Here is an 18,525-nt window from a genome sequence, read left to right on the forward strand (position 1 = left end):
CTCAAAAAAGAGTGGAGATGCTTGTCTGGGTCGAAGTCGCGGAGGATTGACGACCAAGCAGCATGCGCGGGTCGTCGGCAACGGCCTGCCAGTGCAGCCTGAACTCCACTGGGGCAGGCAAACGACACTCCCATGGCCGAACTGCTGCTCAATGATCTGCCTAAGGGCGCCACGGTCCTTGCCGACAGAGCATATGACGCCGACTGGATACGGGATGTCATCGACGATCGAGATTGCCACGCCTGCATTCCGCCAAAATCAAATCGCATCGACCACATCGCCTTCAGCAAGCCCTCTATAAAAAACGCAATCTGGTCGAGTGATTCTTCAGCAAAATCAAACAATTCCGCCGCATTGCCATCCGTTACGACAGGCTCGCGCCCACCTATCGCGCCATGGTCGAACTCGCCGCTGCCCGCCTATGGTTGCGGGCTTGTGAGCCCGCAGCCTAGATTCATCTAATGCGACAAGACGGCATGCAGACAGACTCTCGTATCTAAAAATAATTAAGTAATATCAATTACATAAGTTGGGACCATCGAGATAGTGTATATCTGCGCGTGTAAATGTTGACGACGGCCCTCCAAAAACCTTAAATCACAATGTTCCGCATGCGTTCCAGTTCTTCGATTGGGCCGAATCGACAAGTAGCCCGAGCTGATGGAGATCTCATGAGTGGCTTGTTCGGAAACCTGCACGAGGATGCATTTCTGGTGTTCAGCCGTCAGAACCGACATCTCTATGCCAAGGTAATTCTCGGAATCTACCGCGAGTTCTACGGTACCTTCGAATTTCATCTCGCGCCCAAGCGCAGCGAGATTTGCGATTTTATCGCGCGGTATCTCTTCGAGCACCAGGATCTCTGGATCGACGAAGATGAGGAGTTCGAGATCATCCCGGATGTCGTGGCGAGCCGCGGCCGCAAGCGCCGGCGGCGCCGCGTCAATACTGAGCAGCGGGATCCGATCGCCATGAAGGCTGATCATATCTATGCGCGGCTCGTCAATTGCGGCTGGATCGAGGAAGTCGAAGAATTGTTCGCCATTCGCGCAGAGATGACGCTGCCGGCACAGGCTCTGGCCGAGCGCCTCAACGAGATCGACAGCGGATTGGAGCAGTATCTGGGTGGTGTCGTGATCGAGATCCGCAATGCGCTGAACGCGATCGAGGCGCGGCCGGAAGAGAACGCGCTTGGTCTCAAGAAGGCTGTGGATTCCGCAGCTGGCTTCATTCGGCGCCTCCGCGCCATTCATGCCACGCTGGTCGGTATTCGCAAAGAACTGAGGAACGCGACGGACATCAAAGGGCGCCTGCGTGCCTTGCTCGAGGAATTCGTCGGCCGTGTCCTCATCCAGGATTTCAAAAACTTGATGACGATGAACAATCATCCCTATCGTTTCAAGAGCAATATCGTCGGACAGGCAGGCCGCCTCATGAACGATGCGGCGGTTCTACGCCAAGTCGCGCACGGCTACGTTGCCAATCAGGTGGCACCAGACCAGGAAGAAGCGGAAAGCCTCGTTTACACCCATCTAGGCAATATCCAGGAAGCCTTCGAGAGCATCGATGCCGCTTTTGGCAATCTCAACAGGTTCCGCCACGAGCTGGAGTTGCGCCTCAACAATACCGTCCGGTACATGGATCGGATCAACGACAGGACCAGCGCAGCGCTGACCCGTGCGATCGAAGCCGTGGGCCGGGCGGAATATGTACTGGCGCGCGCCCGGAAGGAACCGCTCACCTATTATACTCGCCTGGTGATGGCGCCTGGCCGGCTCGACAAGGGCAACAATGCCGGCCGGCGCGGATCCTTTTCAGTGCCGCCGGCACCGCGGACACGATCCGAAAGGCAGGCTCTGGCCATTGCCGAGAAAGATCCGGCGATCGTCGCGCTGCGGGCCCTTACGCATCGCTGGAATCTGCTGGCCAATCCGAGTTTCGGGCGAGTGATGGAATGGTTGGACCGCAAGGTTCGGCCGGGCGAAACGATCGACGCCAAAATGCTGCAGATCAACGATGTGCCGGAATTCTTCGCCTTCATGAAGCTTCGCATGGAGATACTGCATCTCGGGGTCCACAAGGACTTCGTTTTTGAGAGGATGGCGGGCCGGCGCGAGGATGACTGGATCGATACCGACAATTTCCACATCAGGCGCAAGCAGAGGGATGCCGCATAATGCTCCCTTCACAGAAACTCGACGAGATTGCGAAGACACCGGAGATGTACGACCGGGTCCGCAAGGCGCTTTACCATCTTCACCGGCGCCAGTTTATCTGGGCTGGCGACCGGCAAACCGGATCGCATTACCAGGTACTGACCCGTCCGGACATCCAGGTCTTTCTTGAAGATTATTTCAGCGTCGAGGGCTTGACGCTCCATCACAATACCAGTGAGCAGTGGGTCGGGCTGGTGCCGGAAGAAACGATGTACGAGATCCTGCCGGATGAGCGCCTGAAGGGCGACGAGACACTGGTTCTCCTGATGCTGGCCAAGACCTGGCAGGACGGCATCAACAACGCCGAAGCTCAGTATCGCGGTGTCATCAAGGCCAGCGGCTACGAGATATGGAATGAGATCAAGATGATTACCAAGCACGATCTCATCAAGGAGGCACGCTTCAAAGAGGTGCTGAAGGATTTCGCACGCCGCTCGTTGGTCGTGATCGGTGACGAGAACGCCGAAAACTTCGACTACGAGGTGGAAATCCGGCCGATCATCCAGAGTTTCGTCACGGCGGATCTCGCCGACCGGCTGGTTAGTTTCGCCGTCGGGAAAACATCGACGCTATCTGATGCTGGAGATACCGACGAACCCGACGAAAACGAGGATGTCGCCTGAGCTGGCAAGCGGAGACAGTCGTGGACATCGACATCAAGAATCAAATCAGGCTTGTCCGCCTGGGCCTTATCAACTGGCATCTGGTTGCCTGCGAGGATTTCGATGTCGTCGGCGATGTGGCGGTCATGGGCCCGACCGGCGCCGGAAAATCGAGCCTGCTCGACATGATACTGACCGTCATGCTGGGCAACGACAAGAATCTGGTAAAGCTCAATCAGACGGCGCTTGACGGCCGCAAAAGCGGCCGCAGCGTGCGTGACTATTGCCTCGGCGCTCTCAAGACAGGATTCGCCAGAACCAGTGCCGACACAGTTGTATTTCTAGGCTTTTCGGACGAAACCGGGCAGCGCCAACTGACGATCGGCCTCTATTTGGAAGCCGGCCTGGAGGATAGCAGCGAGGTCTTGCGCGGCCGGTTCATCATGCCGGGCAGCGTGCTTTCAACTTCGATGTTTGTTACCGAGGGAAGCGGCCAGCGGAAGGTCAAGGAATGGGAAATCTGTCGCCGCATGATCGAAGAAACCGCCCGTGGCGATGGGGCCATGTTCGACGACAAGGCGGATTCTTTTATACGCAACTGGACGCGCCTGATATCGACCTCGGGGCACGCATTGCAACCGAGGCGCCTGGCCAAGGCACTGGCCAGCGCCTACGCCTATGATGCCGAGAAGATGAAGTCGACGACCGACTTCGTTCAGAAATTCGTGCTGTCGGACAATCGGATCAATATCCGGAACCTGAAAACATCGGTTCAGACCTACCGCGATCTCCACAAGAAAATCCGCGAGGACCGAGAGCGCCTTGAGCTCGGCAAATCCATCATCACCAATGCGGAGCGATATGGATATCTCCTCGGCGTTGAAGCGGATCATCGAGGGGCGGCGGGGCTCCTCGGCTACGCTTCCGCGAGGTCCGCTTACTTCCAGAATGTTGCGAAACTCAAATATTATGAAGAACAGGCTGCTTCCTTGGATGCCGAGTTTCAGCGCTATGAAAATCTGATTGCCGAGAAGAAGGTCGAATACAACGGCGTGCTCACTCTCATTGCGGCGGAAAGCAATGCCGGCCAGCGCGCCATCCTGGAGGGACAGGAAAAGGCAGCCGAGAAGGCAGTTCGCGATGCCGAAGCGCAGCTCGACCGCGTTTGGAAATCGGTCTGTCAGCTAATTCAGCGGGGCAGCGAAGCCAAGAGTTCTATCGATCTCTCCATGATCAAGGAGCCTCTTCACGCCATCGCCGAATCAGTGCGCCTTGCCCAGCACCCGCATTGGCCGCGGGAAATGACGGCGGTGGTCGGCGCCATCGCCGAAGTGGCTCAGCACTCGGGCCGGATGATCGAGCTAGCCCGCTCGGCCATGAGCAAAATTCTTGTGGAGAAGAAGGAAAAGAGCTCCCGTCTCGAAGAAGTGCGGGAACTTCTGGAGAGCCTGCGTGAGTTTAACATCGCACTTTCCCGTGAGGCCAGAGAGTTCAAGGCCGAGCTCGCCCGTCGCGGTATGAACCCCAAAGTTTTGTGTGAACTGGTGGAGTGTTCCGATCCGAGCTGGACGGAGGCGGCCGAGGCGCTGCTGGGCAGAGATCGCGAGGCCATTCTCGTCGATGCTGCCCATGCGACTGATGCCAAGGCACTGCTCAAGGATCCTCGATTCAAGGATTGCCGCGTCGCCGGGACCGACAAGGACGACTGGTCCTCGGCCGGGCATCGTCCTGACAGCATCGCGGCTGTCCTGAAGACATCGCATCGGGATGCCCGGATCTATATCGATAAACGTTTCGGCAATATCCGTCGCGCCAACGGCATTGTCGATTTAAAGTTGGCAGGCCGGGCGATTACCCGCGAATGTATCTTCGATGATGGAATCGTCGTGCGGACAATGCGGCTTGCCGGCGGCCTCATGCTGGGCGCCGCCGCCTCTGATCCCCGAATCCTGGAAGAGGAGCGAGCCTTTCTCTCAACAGCAATCTCCAGCCTGGGGTCCCAAGTGGAGGCTGTAGAGAAGTTCGTCACCTCGGTAAATGTGATCACCGAGATGGGACAGGTCCATGCCGATGCCGTGATCCTGGGTTATAGCGTCGCGAAGGAAAGCCTGACCGGTGTCGTAGCCGAGCTTCGCAAGCTGGAGAGTGAGATCAATCCGGAGTATGCCGCCAAGCGGGACGGCATCGACGCGGAGATACAGACATTGGATAGGGAGCGCCTGGAGAGAAAGGCGCAGCATGCGAAAGTGAACGAGAAGGCCGACGCCATTCGCGCCAAGCTGAGAGAGGGTGAGAATAATGTCGGCTCTCTTGCGCATCTCTATTGGCGTCGCCTGGAAATGAAGCGTCAGACCATCTCCCGGTCGCAGGCTTTTGAAGCAGCTCGTGTCATCCTGGGTGGTCGCCGGCCGGTCGGGCAGCCTGATATGCTGCTGGATGGGGAAAAGAAGGCGCGCGAAAAAGTCGAACAGACTCAGCATCAATACCGCACGCTCGGCGACGAGGTCCGCGACCAGGTTACGGATTTCAATGCCCGCTGGCAGACGGCTGCAGAATTCACGCGCGCCAGCACGATCACCGGGGACATCCAGCCTTTTTTCGAGAATCTCGTTCAGTACATTGAATCGAACGAGTTGGTCGAGCATGAGGCGCGCGCGGCGGAAGCTGTCGTCACCGCCAAAAGCATGGTCAAGACCGATCTTATCTCGAATCTCTTCGATCGCATCAATTCGATGCAACAGGAACTGAGCCGGATGAACGGCCTTCTGCAGCAGCGGGAGTTCTGCGGTGAACGCTATCGTTTTCGCGCCGTCCCTGCGGCGGATCATGAACCTCTGGTGAGTTTCGTGATGCGCGCTCAAAGCGACGACAGCCTCGCCAATTCGGTTCTTGACGCGCCGAATCCGGATGACAAGGTCGCCGTGCTGATCAATCAAATGCTGTTCGACGACAATTTTGATATCGGCATCTGGGAAGACTATCGAAACCTGTACCGGTTCGAGATTTTGATGAAGGATCAGAAAACCGGGACGGAGATCAATCTCGAACGTGATCGCAGCAAATTTTCCGGCGGCGAGGGGCAGGCGCCATTTTACGTCACGATGAGCGTCGCCTTGTCGGCCTGTTGGCACGGCAATCAGGATTTGCGCATGGCACGGCAGGCGGGTGTCGGGACTATTGTGCTGGACGAAGCATTCTCCAAGCTGGACCAGAAGCACCAGCGGCTGATCCTCGATCATTTCAAGGCCATCGGCTTGCAAACAATCATCGCGGCGCCCTCGGACAAGCTAGCGATGGTCTACGAGACGATGGATACGCTGATCGACATCTATCGCGACGGCGACAAAGGCGATTACAGCGTTTCCTATACCAGGAAGGAAGGTCGCAAGAGGGTATCCGAAGGCAACCCCCACGGTCTTTCCGTGAACGATGTCCGTGCCGTCATGGCACTGAAGAAGACTGGCGAGCCGGCCGACCTTACCGATATTGGATTCCCGATACCGGAGACGGAGGTCGCCGAGTAATGGCCCGGAAGTTCGGCGATTCCCTGGCGGCGCTCAACTACATGCTGGACGTCTATGAAAGTCAGCCAGAGCGCCGTCAATCGATCCTGGTCGAACCAGATTATCGGAACATGAATGCCGAACGGGCCGATGCTTTCGAAAAAGCAATGCGTCATCTGGAAAGAGACGGGATCATAGCCATCCGGATGAAAACGGGCGCAGAGGACTATCTTATCCGTAATGTCATCTTGAAAGACCCGGCAGGCCTTTACCCCTTTCTGGTGCGCGAACCAAGGAGAAGCCGGGCGGAAGATATCTGGAGGAGGATCTCATCCGGTCTTGGCGAAATGCCGGACTGGGTGGCAATGGAAGGAGCAGCGATCGTATCGCTTTGGTCAGAGCACAAGCCGTGGCGGGGTTTAGGCATAGACGACGCCGACGATGCCGAAACCGCGCTGAAGCTGGCTATGGCGCTCGAGGGCGGGGTTTCGCCTGGAACCACTTACAGAGCGTTCAGTGCCAGTCACACCCATGATAGCAAGGCTTTGAAGAAGGTGGAAAGTGTGGTTGCCGCAATCTTGCGGCATGCGCTTGACCTGCCGCCGCTAGAAGTGGGCGAAGAGCCTCTTGCCGTTTTCGGCCTCTCAACTTATCCGGATCCGATCCTTGTCCGTGGCCCCTTTGTTGCCGGCTCTGGTGGAGAAATCGACCTCTCTCTTTTTGCCGTTTATGCCGCCGTCACGGCACCCAATGCCGAGACGATCGCTTGGAAAGGCGATGCGCCCTATGTCCTCACGATTGAGAACAAGGCAAGTTTCAACGCCTACGTGCATCGGATAATGGACTGCGGGGCGGTGATTTTCACGGGCGGTTGGCCCTCCTCGGCGACGGCGAAGGCACTGAAGAAAATCGCCGAAGGACGGCGGGATATCCCTTGGTACCATTGGGGCGATATTGACGGCGGTGGACTAGCCATTTTCCGGTATCTCGAAACCGAGATATGTCAACCGGCCGGGATTTCCCTGAAGCCCCACCTCATGTCAATTGACATAGCAGCCAAGCATGGACAGGCCCCGCTGAAGAGCCGCCATGTGCTTCGAGGCATTGCGGAATCTGGCTCTTCTGTTTCCAATCTCGCGGCTTGGCTTTTGTCCGAAAATTCCCGGATCGTCGAGCAGGAGCTTATTGACCCCGTTAGTCCTGTCGCAGGCGAAAAGGATTCTCGGTAAACCTCGGTAGATAAATCGCTTTTTCCTTTCCGCCCATGAAAACTATGGCGTTCATATTCATGTAGGTCGGCTAACTCAGCTAAAGAGTCGAACCTAGCTTTCCAAAAAATGGCTTCCACCCGCCAATGCTTCGACAATTTCCCAATCGCGTGCATCCGGCATTTGCAGATCGGTGTGATCTGTATATGTCACGTGTTCAGGGCCATAGTCGTCATATGCTTCACTGGAAAAGTACAAGTCGGCGATGGCTTTAGTCCTGATGGATACCGTCTGATTAGACAGACTATTCACCGCGACAAAGGCAACGTCATGCTGTAGCGCTCCATGCAAGCGATTGAGTTCGCTTTGCGTAATGGAAAGCAATAGCGATGCACCGCCACCACAAAAATGAATGGTCACTTTTCCATAATAGCTTAGTTCGTCGCCAGCCTTGGGATCATAGAAGCCTGCCTCGATTGGTGGGTGTCTGCCCAAAATGGCGTCAGGCGTTGTTTTCAGCGCCCTTGCGAGCTTTTTTTAATTTCGCATCGGGAATGGGCGCCGACTGGCGCGGCAAAAGCAGCGTGCAGGGCGCATTATTTCTCGCAATGACAGATAGGTCTCATGGGCGAGATTCCTTTCCGCTTCGGGTCGATGCGCATGACTGCTCGCCGTTCGACTCAGGCGGATTCCCACGGTATCATGTGGCAGTTTTGCGGAGGGTCTCGGCAATCGCCGAAAATACATCGGCCAGCTGGCCCATCGCTTCCGGCCGTGGGAGCGGCACCTTGAGGTGAGACGCGCCGGTCACGGGATCGCTCTCAATCGACGGGCGCGCCGCAGCGGGACCGTTGGCGGAAGCTAAGGCCGCAAGGAATTGTGCGCCGATGTTCATCAAGACCCGCCACGGATCGCCATTCGTCTCGCGCACCGACGCAACCGTTCCGTCAGGCCGTTCGGCCACCTGACTGATAGGCGCTGCCGCGCCCGCATCGTCCACGGCTCCGGCACATCCGGCAGCTGTGCTGCCTGCCTCCTCGGCTGGAGTGAGGACCTCGCCCCCGCCCATGTGGGCCGTGACGTTCTCAATATCCTTCATGAAGCGACTGAGACGCGATCCACCGAGTGAAATCTCGCTGCTGCCGCCATCCAGAATTCCCGCCGACAATGATCGTTTGAATGCCAGCACCGAGAGCATGCCCTCTTCGATTGTGCCCTTTGCGACGAAATTCACGACCTGCACCGGACGCCTCTGGCCTATGCGGTGGATGCGCGCGATGCGCTGTTCGAGGACCGCTGGATTCCACGGCAGGTCCATGTTGATCAGGGTCGACGCGTGCTGCAGGTTGAGTCCCGTGCTGCCGGCGTCGGTCGACAGGAGTACGCGACAGGCCGGGTCCTGGCGGAAGCGCTCGATCAGTGCCGGACGCTTCTCGGACGGGATTCCGCCATGGAAGCTCACGTACCCCAGCCCCCGCGCCTCCAGACGGCGGATGATGATGTCGTGGGTGCGCTGCCACTGGGAGAACACCACCGCCTTCGCCTCCGGCTGCGCGAACATTTCGTCGAACAGCGCTGCCAGTTCATCGGCCTTGACACCGTGATCGGTCTCCCGATCGAGCAGATAGGTGCTGTTGCACGACATGCGCATGTTCTGGAGCGCGCAGGTCATGCGCCGCTGGTCGCCGTCGGAGAGAAACTTGGTCCTACGCCAGCGCTGGACGATCTTCGCCACAATGTCAGCATTCTCCCGGTGGCAGGTCATCTGCGCCTCCGTCATCGGCACCAGCAGGTTCTGGTCGGTCCGGCTCGGCAGCTGCCGCAGCACCTCTGACTTGCGCCGGCGGATCATGACCGGCGCCAGCGTGCGACCAATCTTCTCCAGCCCGGAGTAACCGGTGACGCGGCCCGCTTCGTCCCTGACCTGATGTTCGTGCAGGAGCTTCCAGGTCGGCCCCAGGCGATGCTGATCGACGAACTGCACGATGGAGATCAGCTCCTCCAGCTTGTTCTCCAGCGGCGTTCCTGTGAGCACGACTGCGTAGGGACTGTCGATGCGTTTCAAGGCGCGCGCGGCGATTGTGTTCCAGTTTTTCACACGCTGCGCCTCGTCGACGATCACCAGCTCTGGCGCCCAGGTGGCGATCAAATCGAGGTCGGGCTGGAGCTTCTCGTAGTTGGTGATCTTGCAGAAATCATCCAGGGCGAAAAGCTGTTGCCTCTGCGCGCGTCCCCCCTCGACAATGCGTGGCGCGCGCTCGCCCCGCCGCGCCGTGAAACGCGCAATCTCACTCTGCCACTGATATTTGAGCGAGGTGGGGCAGATCACCAGCACCTTCGTGACTCCGAAGTGTCGCGCCAAGATCTCCGCTGCCGCGATCGCCTGGATAGTCTTGCCCAGGCCCATGTCGTCGCCGATCAAGGCCCGACCGGTGCGCACGGCGAACAGCGCGCCCTCCGCCTGATACGGATAGATCGGCACCGTGAGCAGCTTCTCCAGCTTTGGATCGGCCGCGCCATGCGGGAACAGCTTGTCCAGCATATGGGCTCGTCGCTCCGCGTCACGGCGGCCTGCAATGAAATCCAACGTGTCGTCGTAGACGCGCAGATCGTGGCTGCTCGCCGATGCCTTGGCGATGAAATGCTCCAGGTCGGCAAAGCGCTCTTCGCGTAGCAACCCACCGCGCACAGTGTCGAAGAGGGAGGCAGCCGCCTTGTTCAGGGCCGGCGGGCAATCAGTGCCGGCGCGGAAATAGATCGCGCGTCCACCGTCGTTGCGCAGATAGAGCTCGGAGAATGCCGGCTTATAGCCGCGCGCAAATGCGGCCTTGGCGCCACGCTTCTTCGTAAGCCGGGAGAGAACGAACTCGATGTGCTTGCAGGTCCCCAGTTCGTTGGTGGCGTAATCGGGGCATGAACAAAAATTGCCGCCCGGCCCTAGGCCGCGGATCGCCACGCGGTAGGCGGAATTCGAAACGGGGTTTCTGACGCGAAACTCCGAGAAGAAGGGCTCGTCGCCCAGATTTTCGAGACCGAACGATTGCTCGCTGCCGAACTGGCGGCGCAAGGCCCGCTGCCAATCTCTCGGCGCCAGATCGGCGGGTGCGCTGGTACGCGAGAACCTGGGTTCTTTCCCCGCCTTGCCGGCGGAAGCGCGGCTACGGAGCTTTGATGGCATCGCTGCACGTTCCATTTCAGAACTCTGATCCAAGAGATGCGCCGTTCCGGCCTGAGGGCCGAATCGCGCCGGTGATCGTATCCTCCGGCTCGGTGGTTTGGACGATCACCGGGCCGACGTGCAAGCGCGAACTTCTTCTTGCGATCGTCAAATTCCGAGTCGCGGACCGTCAAGTCCTTTCCACTCGGCTCACAACGAATGTCCGAGCAACCTGCGACGCCCGCGAGGCCGCTCGCGATCTGAATGGGCGCACGGCAGCTTACGACGGAGCGGTTGGGTGCTGTCGTGGTCATGCAATATGAGGCCGGTTAGCAGGAATGATCAGAGTGAGGCGCGTCGTCAACGCGATGACGGAACGCGCGCGACTAAACGATCAACAGCGCCCATTGCTCGTCCCAAGATATCGGTAACGGGCAGGCGCGCTTCGGCCACCAGGGCCAGGCATTCCCGCGTGAAGTCATCAATCACAGCCAGGATGCGGAAACGCCGCCCGTCGGTGAAGGCGTCGCTCAGGAAATCCAGGGACCAGCGCTGGTTCGCTCCCTGCGGGACCGCCAGGGGGCTCGTGTGCCCAGGGCACGCCTGCCGCCGCCGCGCCTCTTCACCTGCAACCGCTCATCGGCATAGAGCCGCCGCAGCTTCTTGTGATTCATCTGGATCCCCTCTCGCCCAGCACCAGCGGGCGCCGATAGCCGAAGCACCGCCGGATCGCGACGCGCGGTAGCGGATCGAGGAACGGTCCACCGACAGCGTAGAACACGCCCGACGCTGGCTCACCTCGTGGTTCCGGCAGACATCCGCCGTCGCCGCTCCGGTTTCCTGCTCCCGCAGGAGGCCGATGATCTGCTCTTCCATAAACCTCGATCGCTTCACATTCCGTTCTCTTATCCAAAGACGGACTCTGCCCAAAAATGGAGGAAGTCTAGGGGCTCAGGCCACCGCGTAGTACGGAGCTGGCCAAGCGATGCCGATTTCATTTTTCTTTGTCGAACGGCAGGCGAACCACGACACACAGTCCTTGTGGCAATCTGTTCTCCGCTCGGATCGTCCCGCCATGGGCCATGACAGCACGGCGCGCGATGGCGAGTCCCAGTCCGAAACCACCCGACGCAACCGAATGTGGGGCGCAGTTTGCCAAGCGAACGAAGGGCTCGAACATCCGCTCCAGTGCCTCTGCGGGGACGCCGGGCCCTCTATCGGCAACGCGAACTTCAAAGACCTCTTCCTTTCGATCGCAAATGAGATCGACCGAGATCGCCTCACCGGCAGTCGAATGGCGCAACGAATTTCGGATGATGTTCTCAAGGGCGCGGCGCATCAGCTCTGCATTGCCTCGGACAGCGGGCTCGGTCTCGGCCAGGTTTGCAACGATCGAAACCTGAGAGGCTTGGGCCTCGAAGCGGGCATCCTCCACGATCTTCCGCAGCAGCTCGCCCAGGTCGAAATAGTCGTCAAAGGCCGGCACGCCGCTCTCCACCCGCGATAGGGTCAGCAACTCGCCGACCAATTCGTCGAGCCGTCGGGATTCCGCGTCGACGCGCTCCAGCGTCGCGTGAAGACGGTCTGGATTCTGACGCGCCAAGTCGATGGCAACCTGCAATCGCGCAAGTGGAGAGCGAAGCTCATGGGAGACGTCGTGTAGCAGCTGATCCCGGGCTGCGACGAGCTGCTGCAGACGTGCCGCCATCTGGTCGAAATCCCGGGCAAGATCGGCGATCTCGTCGCGGCGGCTGCCCATCTCAGGCTGCAGCCGGGTTCCGAGCTTGCCTTCGGCGAAACGACGAAAGCCGCTCTGCAAACTCTGAATCGGTCGAGCGAGGTACCAGGCCAGCGCAGCGCTGAACAGCAATCCGCCGACCGCGCCAGTCGCCAGGAGGTCGGGCGGCAATTCGAAAAGGCTGGTGCCTTCGAGTTCCTGCCTGGCAGGACCCAAATCATAGCTGAGAATCCAGGCCGACCCCGCCGGGTCCCGCGTCGCCGTGGAGAGCAGGTCACCCGATCGGGAGATGCCGCCCGATACCCCGGAGGCTGTGGTCTCCATCGGGCGGATGCTGAACAATTGTCGGTGGTCGTCTGGCCAAGCGTTAACGATGGCGTCCAGGCGCCCAGGTCCGGCAGTCTGCAACACGGCGGTGAGTGCATCGAGTTTTATGCGCCCGTCGGCTTCGTAATCCCAGAGGGGAGAAGTGGCCTCGTCGTAGAGAGCGAAGGATATCCACAAACCTTCCATCATCACGATGAAGGTGATCCAGAATCCAATCAGGATTTTCCAGAACAAGCGGTGCTTCATCCGCCGACCTTCAGCCGATAGCCAACCCCACGGGAGGTAAGAATCTCGAGCGTCTTGCCGGCGGCACCCTCCAGCTTCTGCCGGAGGTTACTGACATGAACATCGACGCTGCGGTCATAGGCCTCCCGCGGTCGTCCGAGCGCGCGAGTGGACAGATCGTCCTTTGATACAACGCGATCGCCCGCGCGGATCAAGGTCTCCAGCAAGTTAAACTCGGAAACGGTAAGATCGACCGGTGCACCGTTGCAGTTCACCTGGCGCAGGCCGGGCGACAGCTGCAATGGTCCGGCGACAATCCACTGGTCGGTCGCGGCCGGCTTCATCGCCCCGGTTTCGTGGGTGCGACGCAGCACCGCGCGCAACCGCGCCACCAGTTCGCGCGGATAGCATGGCTTTGGCATGTAGTCGTCGGCGCCCAGCTCGAGCCCGATCACCCGATCGATGTTGTCGCCCTTGGCGGTCAGCATGATGATTGGCACCCGGCTCTTCTCGCGTATTCGACGTAGCACCTCCACGCCGCTTAGTCGTGGCAGCATGACGTCGAGCACAACGGCCGCGTACCTGCCGGAGAGGGCAGCCTCGACGCCGCTTTCTCCGTTCAGCACGGAATCCGCTTCGAAACCCTCCGCGGCGAGGTACTCGCCAAGCATTGCGCTTAGCTCCGCATCGTCATCTACCAGTAGGATTCGCACGCCACCGTCCCTTTCGGCTTCAGATATAGGCCAAAGCACGCCGGGAATCAGGCTGCAATTCGCCGCTTTACGCAACATTTACATTTCATCAACGGAGGCCTTACAGAACACCCCCTTCCGCCCGATGGCCATCAGCGCGATATCAAGGTGAACACAGCCACGGAAGAAGACACCTCCCATGTCGTCCCGAAACCCCTATCGTCGCATACTCCCGGCGACGGCCCTCCTACTCGTCCTGGCTGGAGGTGCGACCTTCCAGGCGTTCCGCAGCGATGCCACGGACCAACCCGATTACGTGACCGCAACGGTTGGGCGTCGCGACATTGTCCAGAGCGTTCTGGCCAACGGTACCTTGAAAGCGCAAGCGCAGGTCAGCGTTGGCGCTCAGGTCTCGGGACAGATCAAGTCGCTGAAGGTCGCGCCGGGCGACCGGGTCGAAAAGGGCGAGGTGATCGCGGAGATCGACTCGATGACCCAGCGGAACGAGCTGCGGCAGGCGGAAGCCCACCTGAAGGACGTGACGGCGCAACGGGAGTCGAAACGCGCGAGCCTGCGCCAGGCTCAACTCGCCTTCGCCCGCCGAGAGCTCTTGCTGCGGCAGGACGCGGGCTCCAAGGAAGATTATGAAAGCGCCGAGGCAACCTTGAAGGCGACGCAGGCGGATATTGCAGCGCTGGACGCTCAAATCCAGCAAGCGACCGTCAGTGTCGACATTGCCAAGGTCAACCTCGGCTACACCACGATCACGGCTCCGATGGACGGTGTCGTAATCCATGTGGCGGTCAGGGAAGGACAGACCGTCAACGCGGTCCAATCCACGCCGACGATCGTCAAGCTGGCCCAACTCGAGACGATGACGGTTGAAGCGCAGATATCCGAGGCCGACGTGGTCAGGGTTGCGCCCGGCATGCCAGTCACCTTCACGATCCTGGGCGCTCCCGACCATCCATACGCCGCCAAGCTGCGCGCCATCCGGCTGGCGCCGGAATCCGTGGCGAAAGAGGATGAGAGTACCGCAATCAGCAGCTCGGCGGGCAGCTCCAACGCATCGAGCTCAGCGGTCTATTACAATGGCCTGTTCGATGCCGCGAACCCGGACGGACGGCTGCGCATCGCCATGACGGCGCAGGTCTCGATTGTGCTGGCAAAGGCCCAGGGTGTCTTGGCGATCCCGTTGACCGCTCTGGGTGTGTCCGACGGCAGCAGGGCTATGGTGCAGATCCTCGACGCGAAGGGCATATCCCAGCCACGCGAGATCGAGACGGGAATCAGCGATGCCGCGAACATCGAGGTTCGGCGTGGTCTCCAGGAAGGCGAGCAGGTGATCCTGGGTTCCGCGCCGGTTCAGGCTGGTGCGGCACAGGGCGACCCGCTGCTGGGATTCTGATCGTGGCCGTTCCCCTACTCGAAGTTCGAAATCTCCGCCGCGAGTTTCCGGCAGGCGACCAGACGGTGGTCGTGCTGAAGGGTGTCGATCTGGCAATCGAGGCCGGAGAGATGGCGGCGATCGTCGGCGCCTCGGGTTCCGGCAAGTCGACCTTGATGAACATCCTTGGCTGCCTCGATCGGCCGAGCAGCGGGACCTACCGGGTCGCCGGCCGGGAAACTGGCGCGCTTGACCCCGATGCGCTCGCCGCACTGCGGCGCGAGCATTTCGGCTTCATATTTCAGCGCTACCATTTGCTGTCTGATCTCTCGGCGCTCGACAATGTCGAGGTGCCGGCAGTCTATGCCGGGCGCGGCGATCGCCGTGCGCGCGCCCAGGCCCTGCTTGGCAGGCTGGGACTCTCTGCGCGGATGGATCATCGACCCGGGCAGCTCTCCGGCGGCCAGCAGCAGAGAGTGAGCATCGCCCGTGCGCTGATGAACGGCGGCGCCGTCATCCTGGCTGACGAGCCGACCGGCGCTCTTGACCGCCACAGTGGTGAGGAGGTGATGCGGATCCTCCAGGAACTTAATGCCGAGGGCCATACGGTTATCATCGTCACCCATGACATGGGCGTGGCGCAGCATGCCCAGCGCATTATCGAGATCAGCGATGGCGAGATCGTCTCCGATCAGCCGGCCGCCGGATCCGCCGTGGCGGTGCGCACGCGCATCGGTGCCGTGGCGATTGAGGCGGTTGGAGCCGGCTGGCTGGCTGGTTTTCCCCGCCGGTTCGCTGCCGCTTTCCGCATGGCCCTGATTGCCATGAATGCGCACCGCCTGCGTACCTTTCTCACCATGTTGGGGATCGTGATTGGCATTGCCGCCGTCATTTCGGTGGTGGCACTCGGTGCCGGGTCGCGGGAGCGCGTCCTGGCGGAAATCAACGCCATCGGCACCAATACGATCGAGATCTATCCAGGCCGCGATTTCGGCGATGAGCGCGCGGCAATGATTCAGACACTCACCGCCAGCGACGCCGAAATCCTGTCGCAACAGCCCTATGTCGACAGCGTCTCGCCGGTCGTCAGCAAGAGTGCGAGCCTGCGCTACGGCAATGCATCGGTCAGCGGCACGATCAACGGGGTCAGCGAACGGTTCTTCCAGGCCCGGGGTCTTCGCCTCGCTGAAGGAAAGCTGTTCGATGCGGCCGGCGTACGCGCACTTGCCCAGGACGTCGTTATAGATGCCAACACGCGTGCACGGCTGTTCAAGCCAGGAATCGATCCGATCGGCAAGGTGATCTTCCTCGGCGACGTTCCCGCCCGGGTGATCGGCGTAACTGCCAAACGCACCAATGTCTTCGAAGGCGGTCAGAATCTCGAAGTCTGGATGCCCTATTCCTCCGCCCTCAGGCGGCTGGTCGGCCAATCCCATCTGCAGAGCATCGTGGTGCGCTTGGCCGACAGCGTGTCGGATGCCGCGGCCGAAAGCGGCATCGTACATGTCCTCACCCAACGCCACGGCTCCAAGGACTTCTTCACATTCAATGCTTCCAGCTTCAAGCGGGCGATAGACAATACATCGGCGACGCTGAACCTCCTGATCTCGGCCATTGCCGTCATCTCACTGATGGTGGGTGGCATCGGCGTTATGAACATCATGCTGGTATCGGTCACGGAGCGGACGCGCGAGATCGGCGTGCGGGTCGCGATCGGTGCGCGACGAAGCGACATTCTTCAGCAGTTCCTCATCGAGGCGGTCCTGATCTGCCTGATCGGCGGATTTCTCGGTATCGGCGGGGCTCTGGCTGTGGGTGCGGTCATGGACGTGCTTGGCTCCGACTTCAAAATGATTTTCTCCGGTTCTTCTATGGTGCTCGCCTCCGCGAGCGCCACCTTGATCGGCCTCACCTTCGGCTTTCTTCCGGCGCGCAATGCGGCCCGTCTGGATCCGGTCGAAGCACTGGCGCGGGAGTAGTCGCATGGCTGTACGTATCTACCGGCTCGGCCCAGTCCCGCTCTTTCTTCTGCTCTCCGGATGCGGCTTTCTACTGGAAAGCAGGTACACGGCGCCGGATGTTGTGCTGCCGGCCAAGTGGCAAACCGCATGGGAATCCTCCGAGCCGTTGATCGATCGCTGGTGGGTCGAGCTCAATGATCCCGCGCTGGACGCTCTCGTGGCTGCGGCGCTGGCGCGGAACAGCGATCTGGCCGTGGCGACCCTCAAGGTGCGACGGGCGCAGCTCGCCGCCGGCCTTGCTGCCAACGATTTCCTGCCTGTGCTCGGCGCGAGCGGCAGTGCGAGCCGGGAGGAACGTTTCAACCCGCCGAAGACCAAGCAGAACGGCGAGGGGGCCGGTTCGGATAAGGCTGCGCGCGTGACCGAGTCCTATTCGGTCAGCGGATCGGTCAGTTGGGAGCTTGACTTGTGGGGTCGTGTTGCGCGCGAAACCGATGCCAAGACCTGGGAGGCAAAGGCGACCGCCGAGGACCGCGATGCAATCGCGCTATCGCTGGTCGGCACAGTGGTAGACCTCTACTGGCAGCTCGGCTACCTGACCGAACGCCTCGCCCTGAGCGATGACAGCATCGCTTACGCGGGGAGGACTCTTGCGTTGGTCAAAGCCCAGCACGGCGCCGGCGCAGCTTCGGCGCTCGAAGAGCTGGAGGCAGAGCAGAGCCTGGCGGCGCAACTGGCGAACAGAACCCAGTTGGTCCAGCAACAATCGGAGGCGCGCAACGCGCTGGCCATCCTGTTCGACAGCCCCCCGGGCACGGCCCATGCGGAGCCGGCAGCCATGCCGCGTGCCGCACTGCCGGAGATCGCCGCCGGACTCCCTGCGCAGGTTCTAGGGCGGCGCCCCGACCTCAAGGCGGCGGAGATGCGTCTGCGCCGGACTCTGGCGGAAGTGGACGCCACCAAGGCGCGATACCTGCCCACCCTGTCTTTGACCGGGTCGCTCGGCGGCAGCAGTGTGGCGCTCACCGAACTCTTGAAGAACCCCATCGGCACTCTGGGCGCCGGCATTACCTTGCCATTCCTGAACATCAATTCGATGCTGCTGAACATCAAGGTGTCCAAGGTTGAATACGAGGCCGCCGTCGTGAACTACCGGCAGGTCTTGTACGCCGCCTTCAACGACGTGGAGAACGCGCTTTCCGCGCGGCACCAGTACGCCGAGCAAGGGGACCAGCTTGCGCAGTCGCTGGCCGCCGCACGCGCGGCCGAGCGGATTTATGAGACGCGCTATCGCGCGGGTGCGGTTGCTCTGAAGCCGTGGTTGGACGCGCAGCAGATGCGTCGAACTGCGGAGGAAGCTCTGTTGGAGAATCGCTACAACCGGTTGCTCAATCACACCAGGCTGTGTCTGGTGCTGGGGGGCGGCCCGAGGATCGAGGAAAAGCCTGCTGCGATCGGAACCATGCCGACGCCGGAGCCCAGGTGACCCATGATGATCCTCGATCGCAG

Annotated in this window: 12 protein-coding genes and 1 pseudogene; 8 read left to right on the forward strand and 5 right to left on the reverse strand. The window is 60.4% G+C overall.

Annotated elements, in window-relative coordinates:
- Positions 1-108 precede the first annotated feature (108 nt).
- From ACE3TY_RS12785 to ACE3TY_RS12805, 5 genes are all read left to right on the forward strand, one after another.
- Positions 109-462 (forward strand): transposase, encoded by a 354-nt coding sequence (locus tag ACE3TY_RS12785; protein WP_374653781.1) that lies wholly within the window; start codon positions 109-111, stop codon positions 460-462.
- A gap of 209 nt (positions 463-671) precedes the next feature.
- Positions 672-2,177: a Wadjet anti-phage system protein JetA family protein gene (locus tag ACE3TY_RS12790; RefSeq protein ID WP_374653481.1), complete on the forward strand. Its 1,506-nt coding sequence runs from the start codon at positions 672-674 to the stop codon at positions 2,175-2,177.
- Positions 2,177-2,839 carry a DUF4194 domain-containing protein gene (locus ACE3TY_RS12795; protein ID WP_374653483.1) on the forward strand — a complete coding sequence of 221 codons (663 nt, stop codon included), beginning with the start codon at positions 2,177-2,179 and terminating at the stop codon, positions 2,837-2,839. Before ACE3TY_RS12790 ends, ACE3TY_RS12795 begins: the two co-directional genes overlap by 1 nt.
- 20 nt (positions 2,840-2,859) lie before the next feature.
- Complete coding sequence (locus ACE3TY_RS12800) at positions 2,860-6,342, forward strand: SbcC/MukB-like Walker B domain-containing protein (RefSeq protein ID WP_374653485.1); 3,483 nt, start codon at positions 2,860-2,862, stop codon at positions 6,340-6,342.
- Positions 6,342-7,550 (forward strand): Wadjet anti-phage system protein JetD domain-containing protein, encoded by a 1,209-nt coding sequence (locus tag ACE3TY_RS12805; RefSeq protein ID WP_374653487.1) that lies wholly within the window; start codon positions 6,342-6,344, stop codon positions 7,548-7,550. Before ACE3TY_RS12800 ends, ACE3TY_RS12805 begins: the two co-directional genes overlap by 1 nt.
- Positions 7,551-7,643: 93 nt before the next feature.
- Here ACE3TY_RS12805 and ACE3TY_RS12810 read toward each other — a convergent pair whose 3' ends face one another.
- The 5 genes and pseudogenes from ACE3TY_RS12810 to ACE3TY_RS12830 all read right to left on the reverse strand — a co-directional run bounded on the left by ACE3TY_RS12810 (position 7,644) and on the right by ACE3TY_RS12830 (position 13,767).
- Entirely contained in the window at positions 7,644-7,949 is a 306-nt protein-coding gene (locus ACE3TY_RS12810; RefSeq protein ID WP_374653489.1) for a hypothetical protein, read from the reverse strand.
- A 280-nt stretch (positions 7,950-8,229) separates the two neighbouring features.
- The gene (locus tag ACE3TY_RS12815; RefSeq protein WP_374653491.1) at positions 8,230-10,722 is read right to left on the reverse strand and encodes a DEAD/DEAH box helicase; all 2,493 of its coding nucleotides are present in this window, start codon (positions 10,720-10,722) and stop codon (positions 8,230-8,232) included.
- A 399-nt stretch (positions 10,723-11,121) separates the two neighbouring features.
- Positions 11,122-11,580: pseudogene (locus ACE3TY_RS12820) on the reverse strand (transposase); the annotation flags it as partial.
- 100 nt (positions 11,581-11,680) lie between these two features.
- Complete coding sequence (locus ACE3TY_RS12825; RefSeq protein WP_374653493.1) at positions 11,681-12,997, reverse strand: sensor histidine kinase; 1,317 nt, start codon at positions 12,995-12,997, stop codon at positions 11,681-11,683.
- The gene (locus tag ACE3TY_RS12830) at positions 12,994-13,767 is read right to left on the reverse strand and encodes a response regulator transcription factor (protein WP_374653495.1); all 774 of its coding nucleotides are present in this window, start codon (positions 13,765-13,767) and stop codon (positions 12,994-12,996) included. The genes ACE3TY_RS12825 and ACE3TY_RS12830 overlap by 4 nt, the downstream gene beginning before the upstream one ends.
- Positions 13,768-13,867: 100 nt before the next feature.
- Here ACE3TY_RS12830 and ACE3TY_RS12835 point away from each other — a divergent pair, with 100 nt between their 5' ends.
- The 3 genes from ACE3TY_RS12835 to ACE3TY_RS12845 are packed head-to-tail and all read left to right on the forward strand — an operon-like array spanning position 13,868 to position 18,502.
- Positions 13,868-15,076: an efflux RND transporter periplasmic adaptor subunit gene (locus ACE3TY_RS12835; RefSeq protein ID WP_374653497.1), complete on the forward strand. Its 1,209-nt coding sequence runs from the start codon at positions 13,868-13,870 to the stop codon at positions 15,074-15,076.
- Between the two features lie 2 nt (positions 15,077-15,078).
- Complete coding sequence (locus tag ACE3TY_RS12840) at positions 15,079-17,034, forward strand: MacB family efflux pump subunit (RefSeq protein ID WP_374653499.1); 1,956 nt, start codon at positions 15,079-15,081, stop codon at positions 17,032-17,034.
- 4 nt (positions 17,035-17,038) lie between these two features.
- Entirely contained in the window at positions 17,039-18,502 is a 1,464-nt protein-coding gene (locus ACE3TY_RS12845) for an efflux transporter outer membrane subunit (protein ID WP_374653501.1), read from the forward strand.
- Positions 18,503-18,525 lie beyond the last annotated feature (23 nt).

The organism is Dongia sp., assembly GCF_041918875.1.
Classification (GTDB): Bacteria; Pseudomonadota; Alphaproteobacteria; order Dongiales; family Dongiaceae; genus Dongia.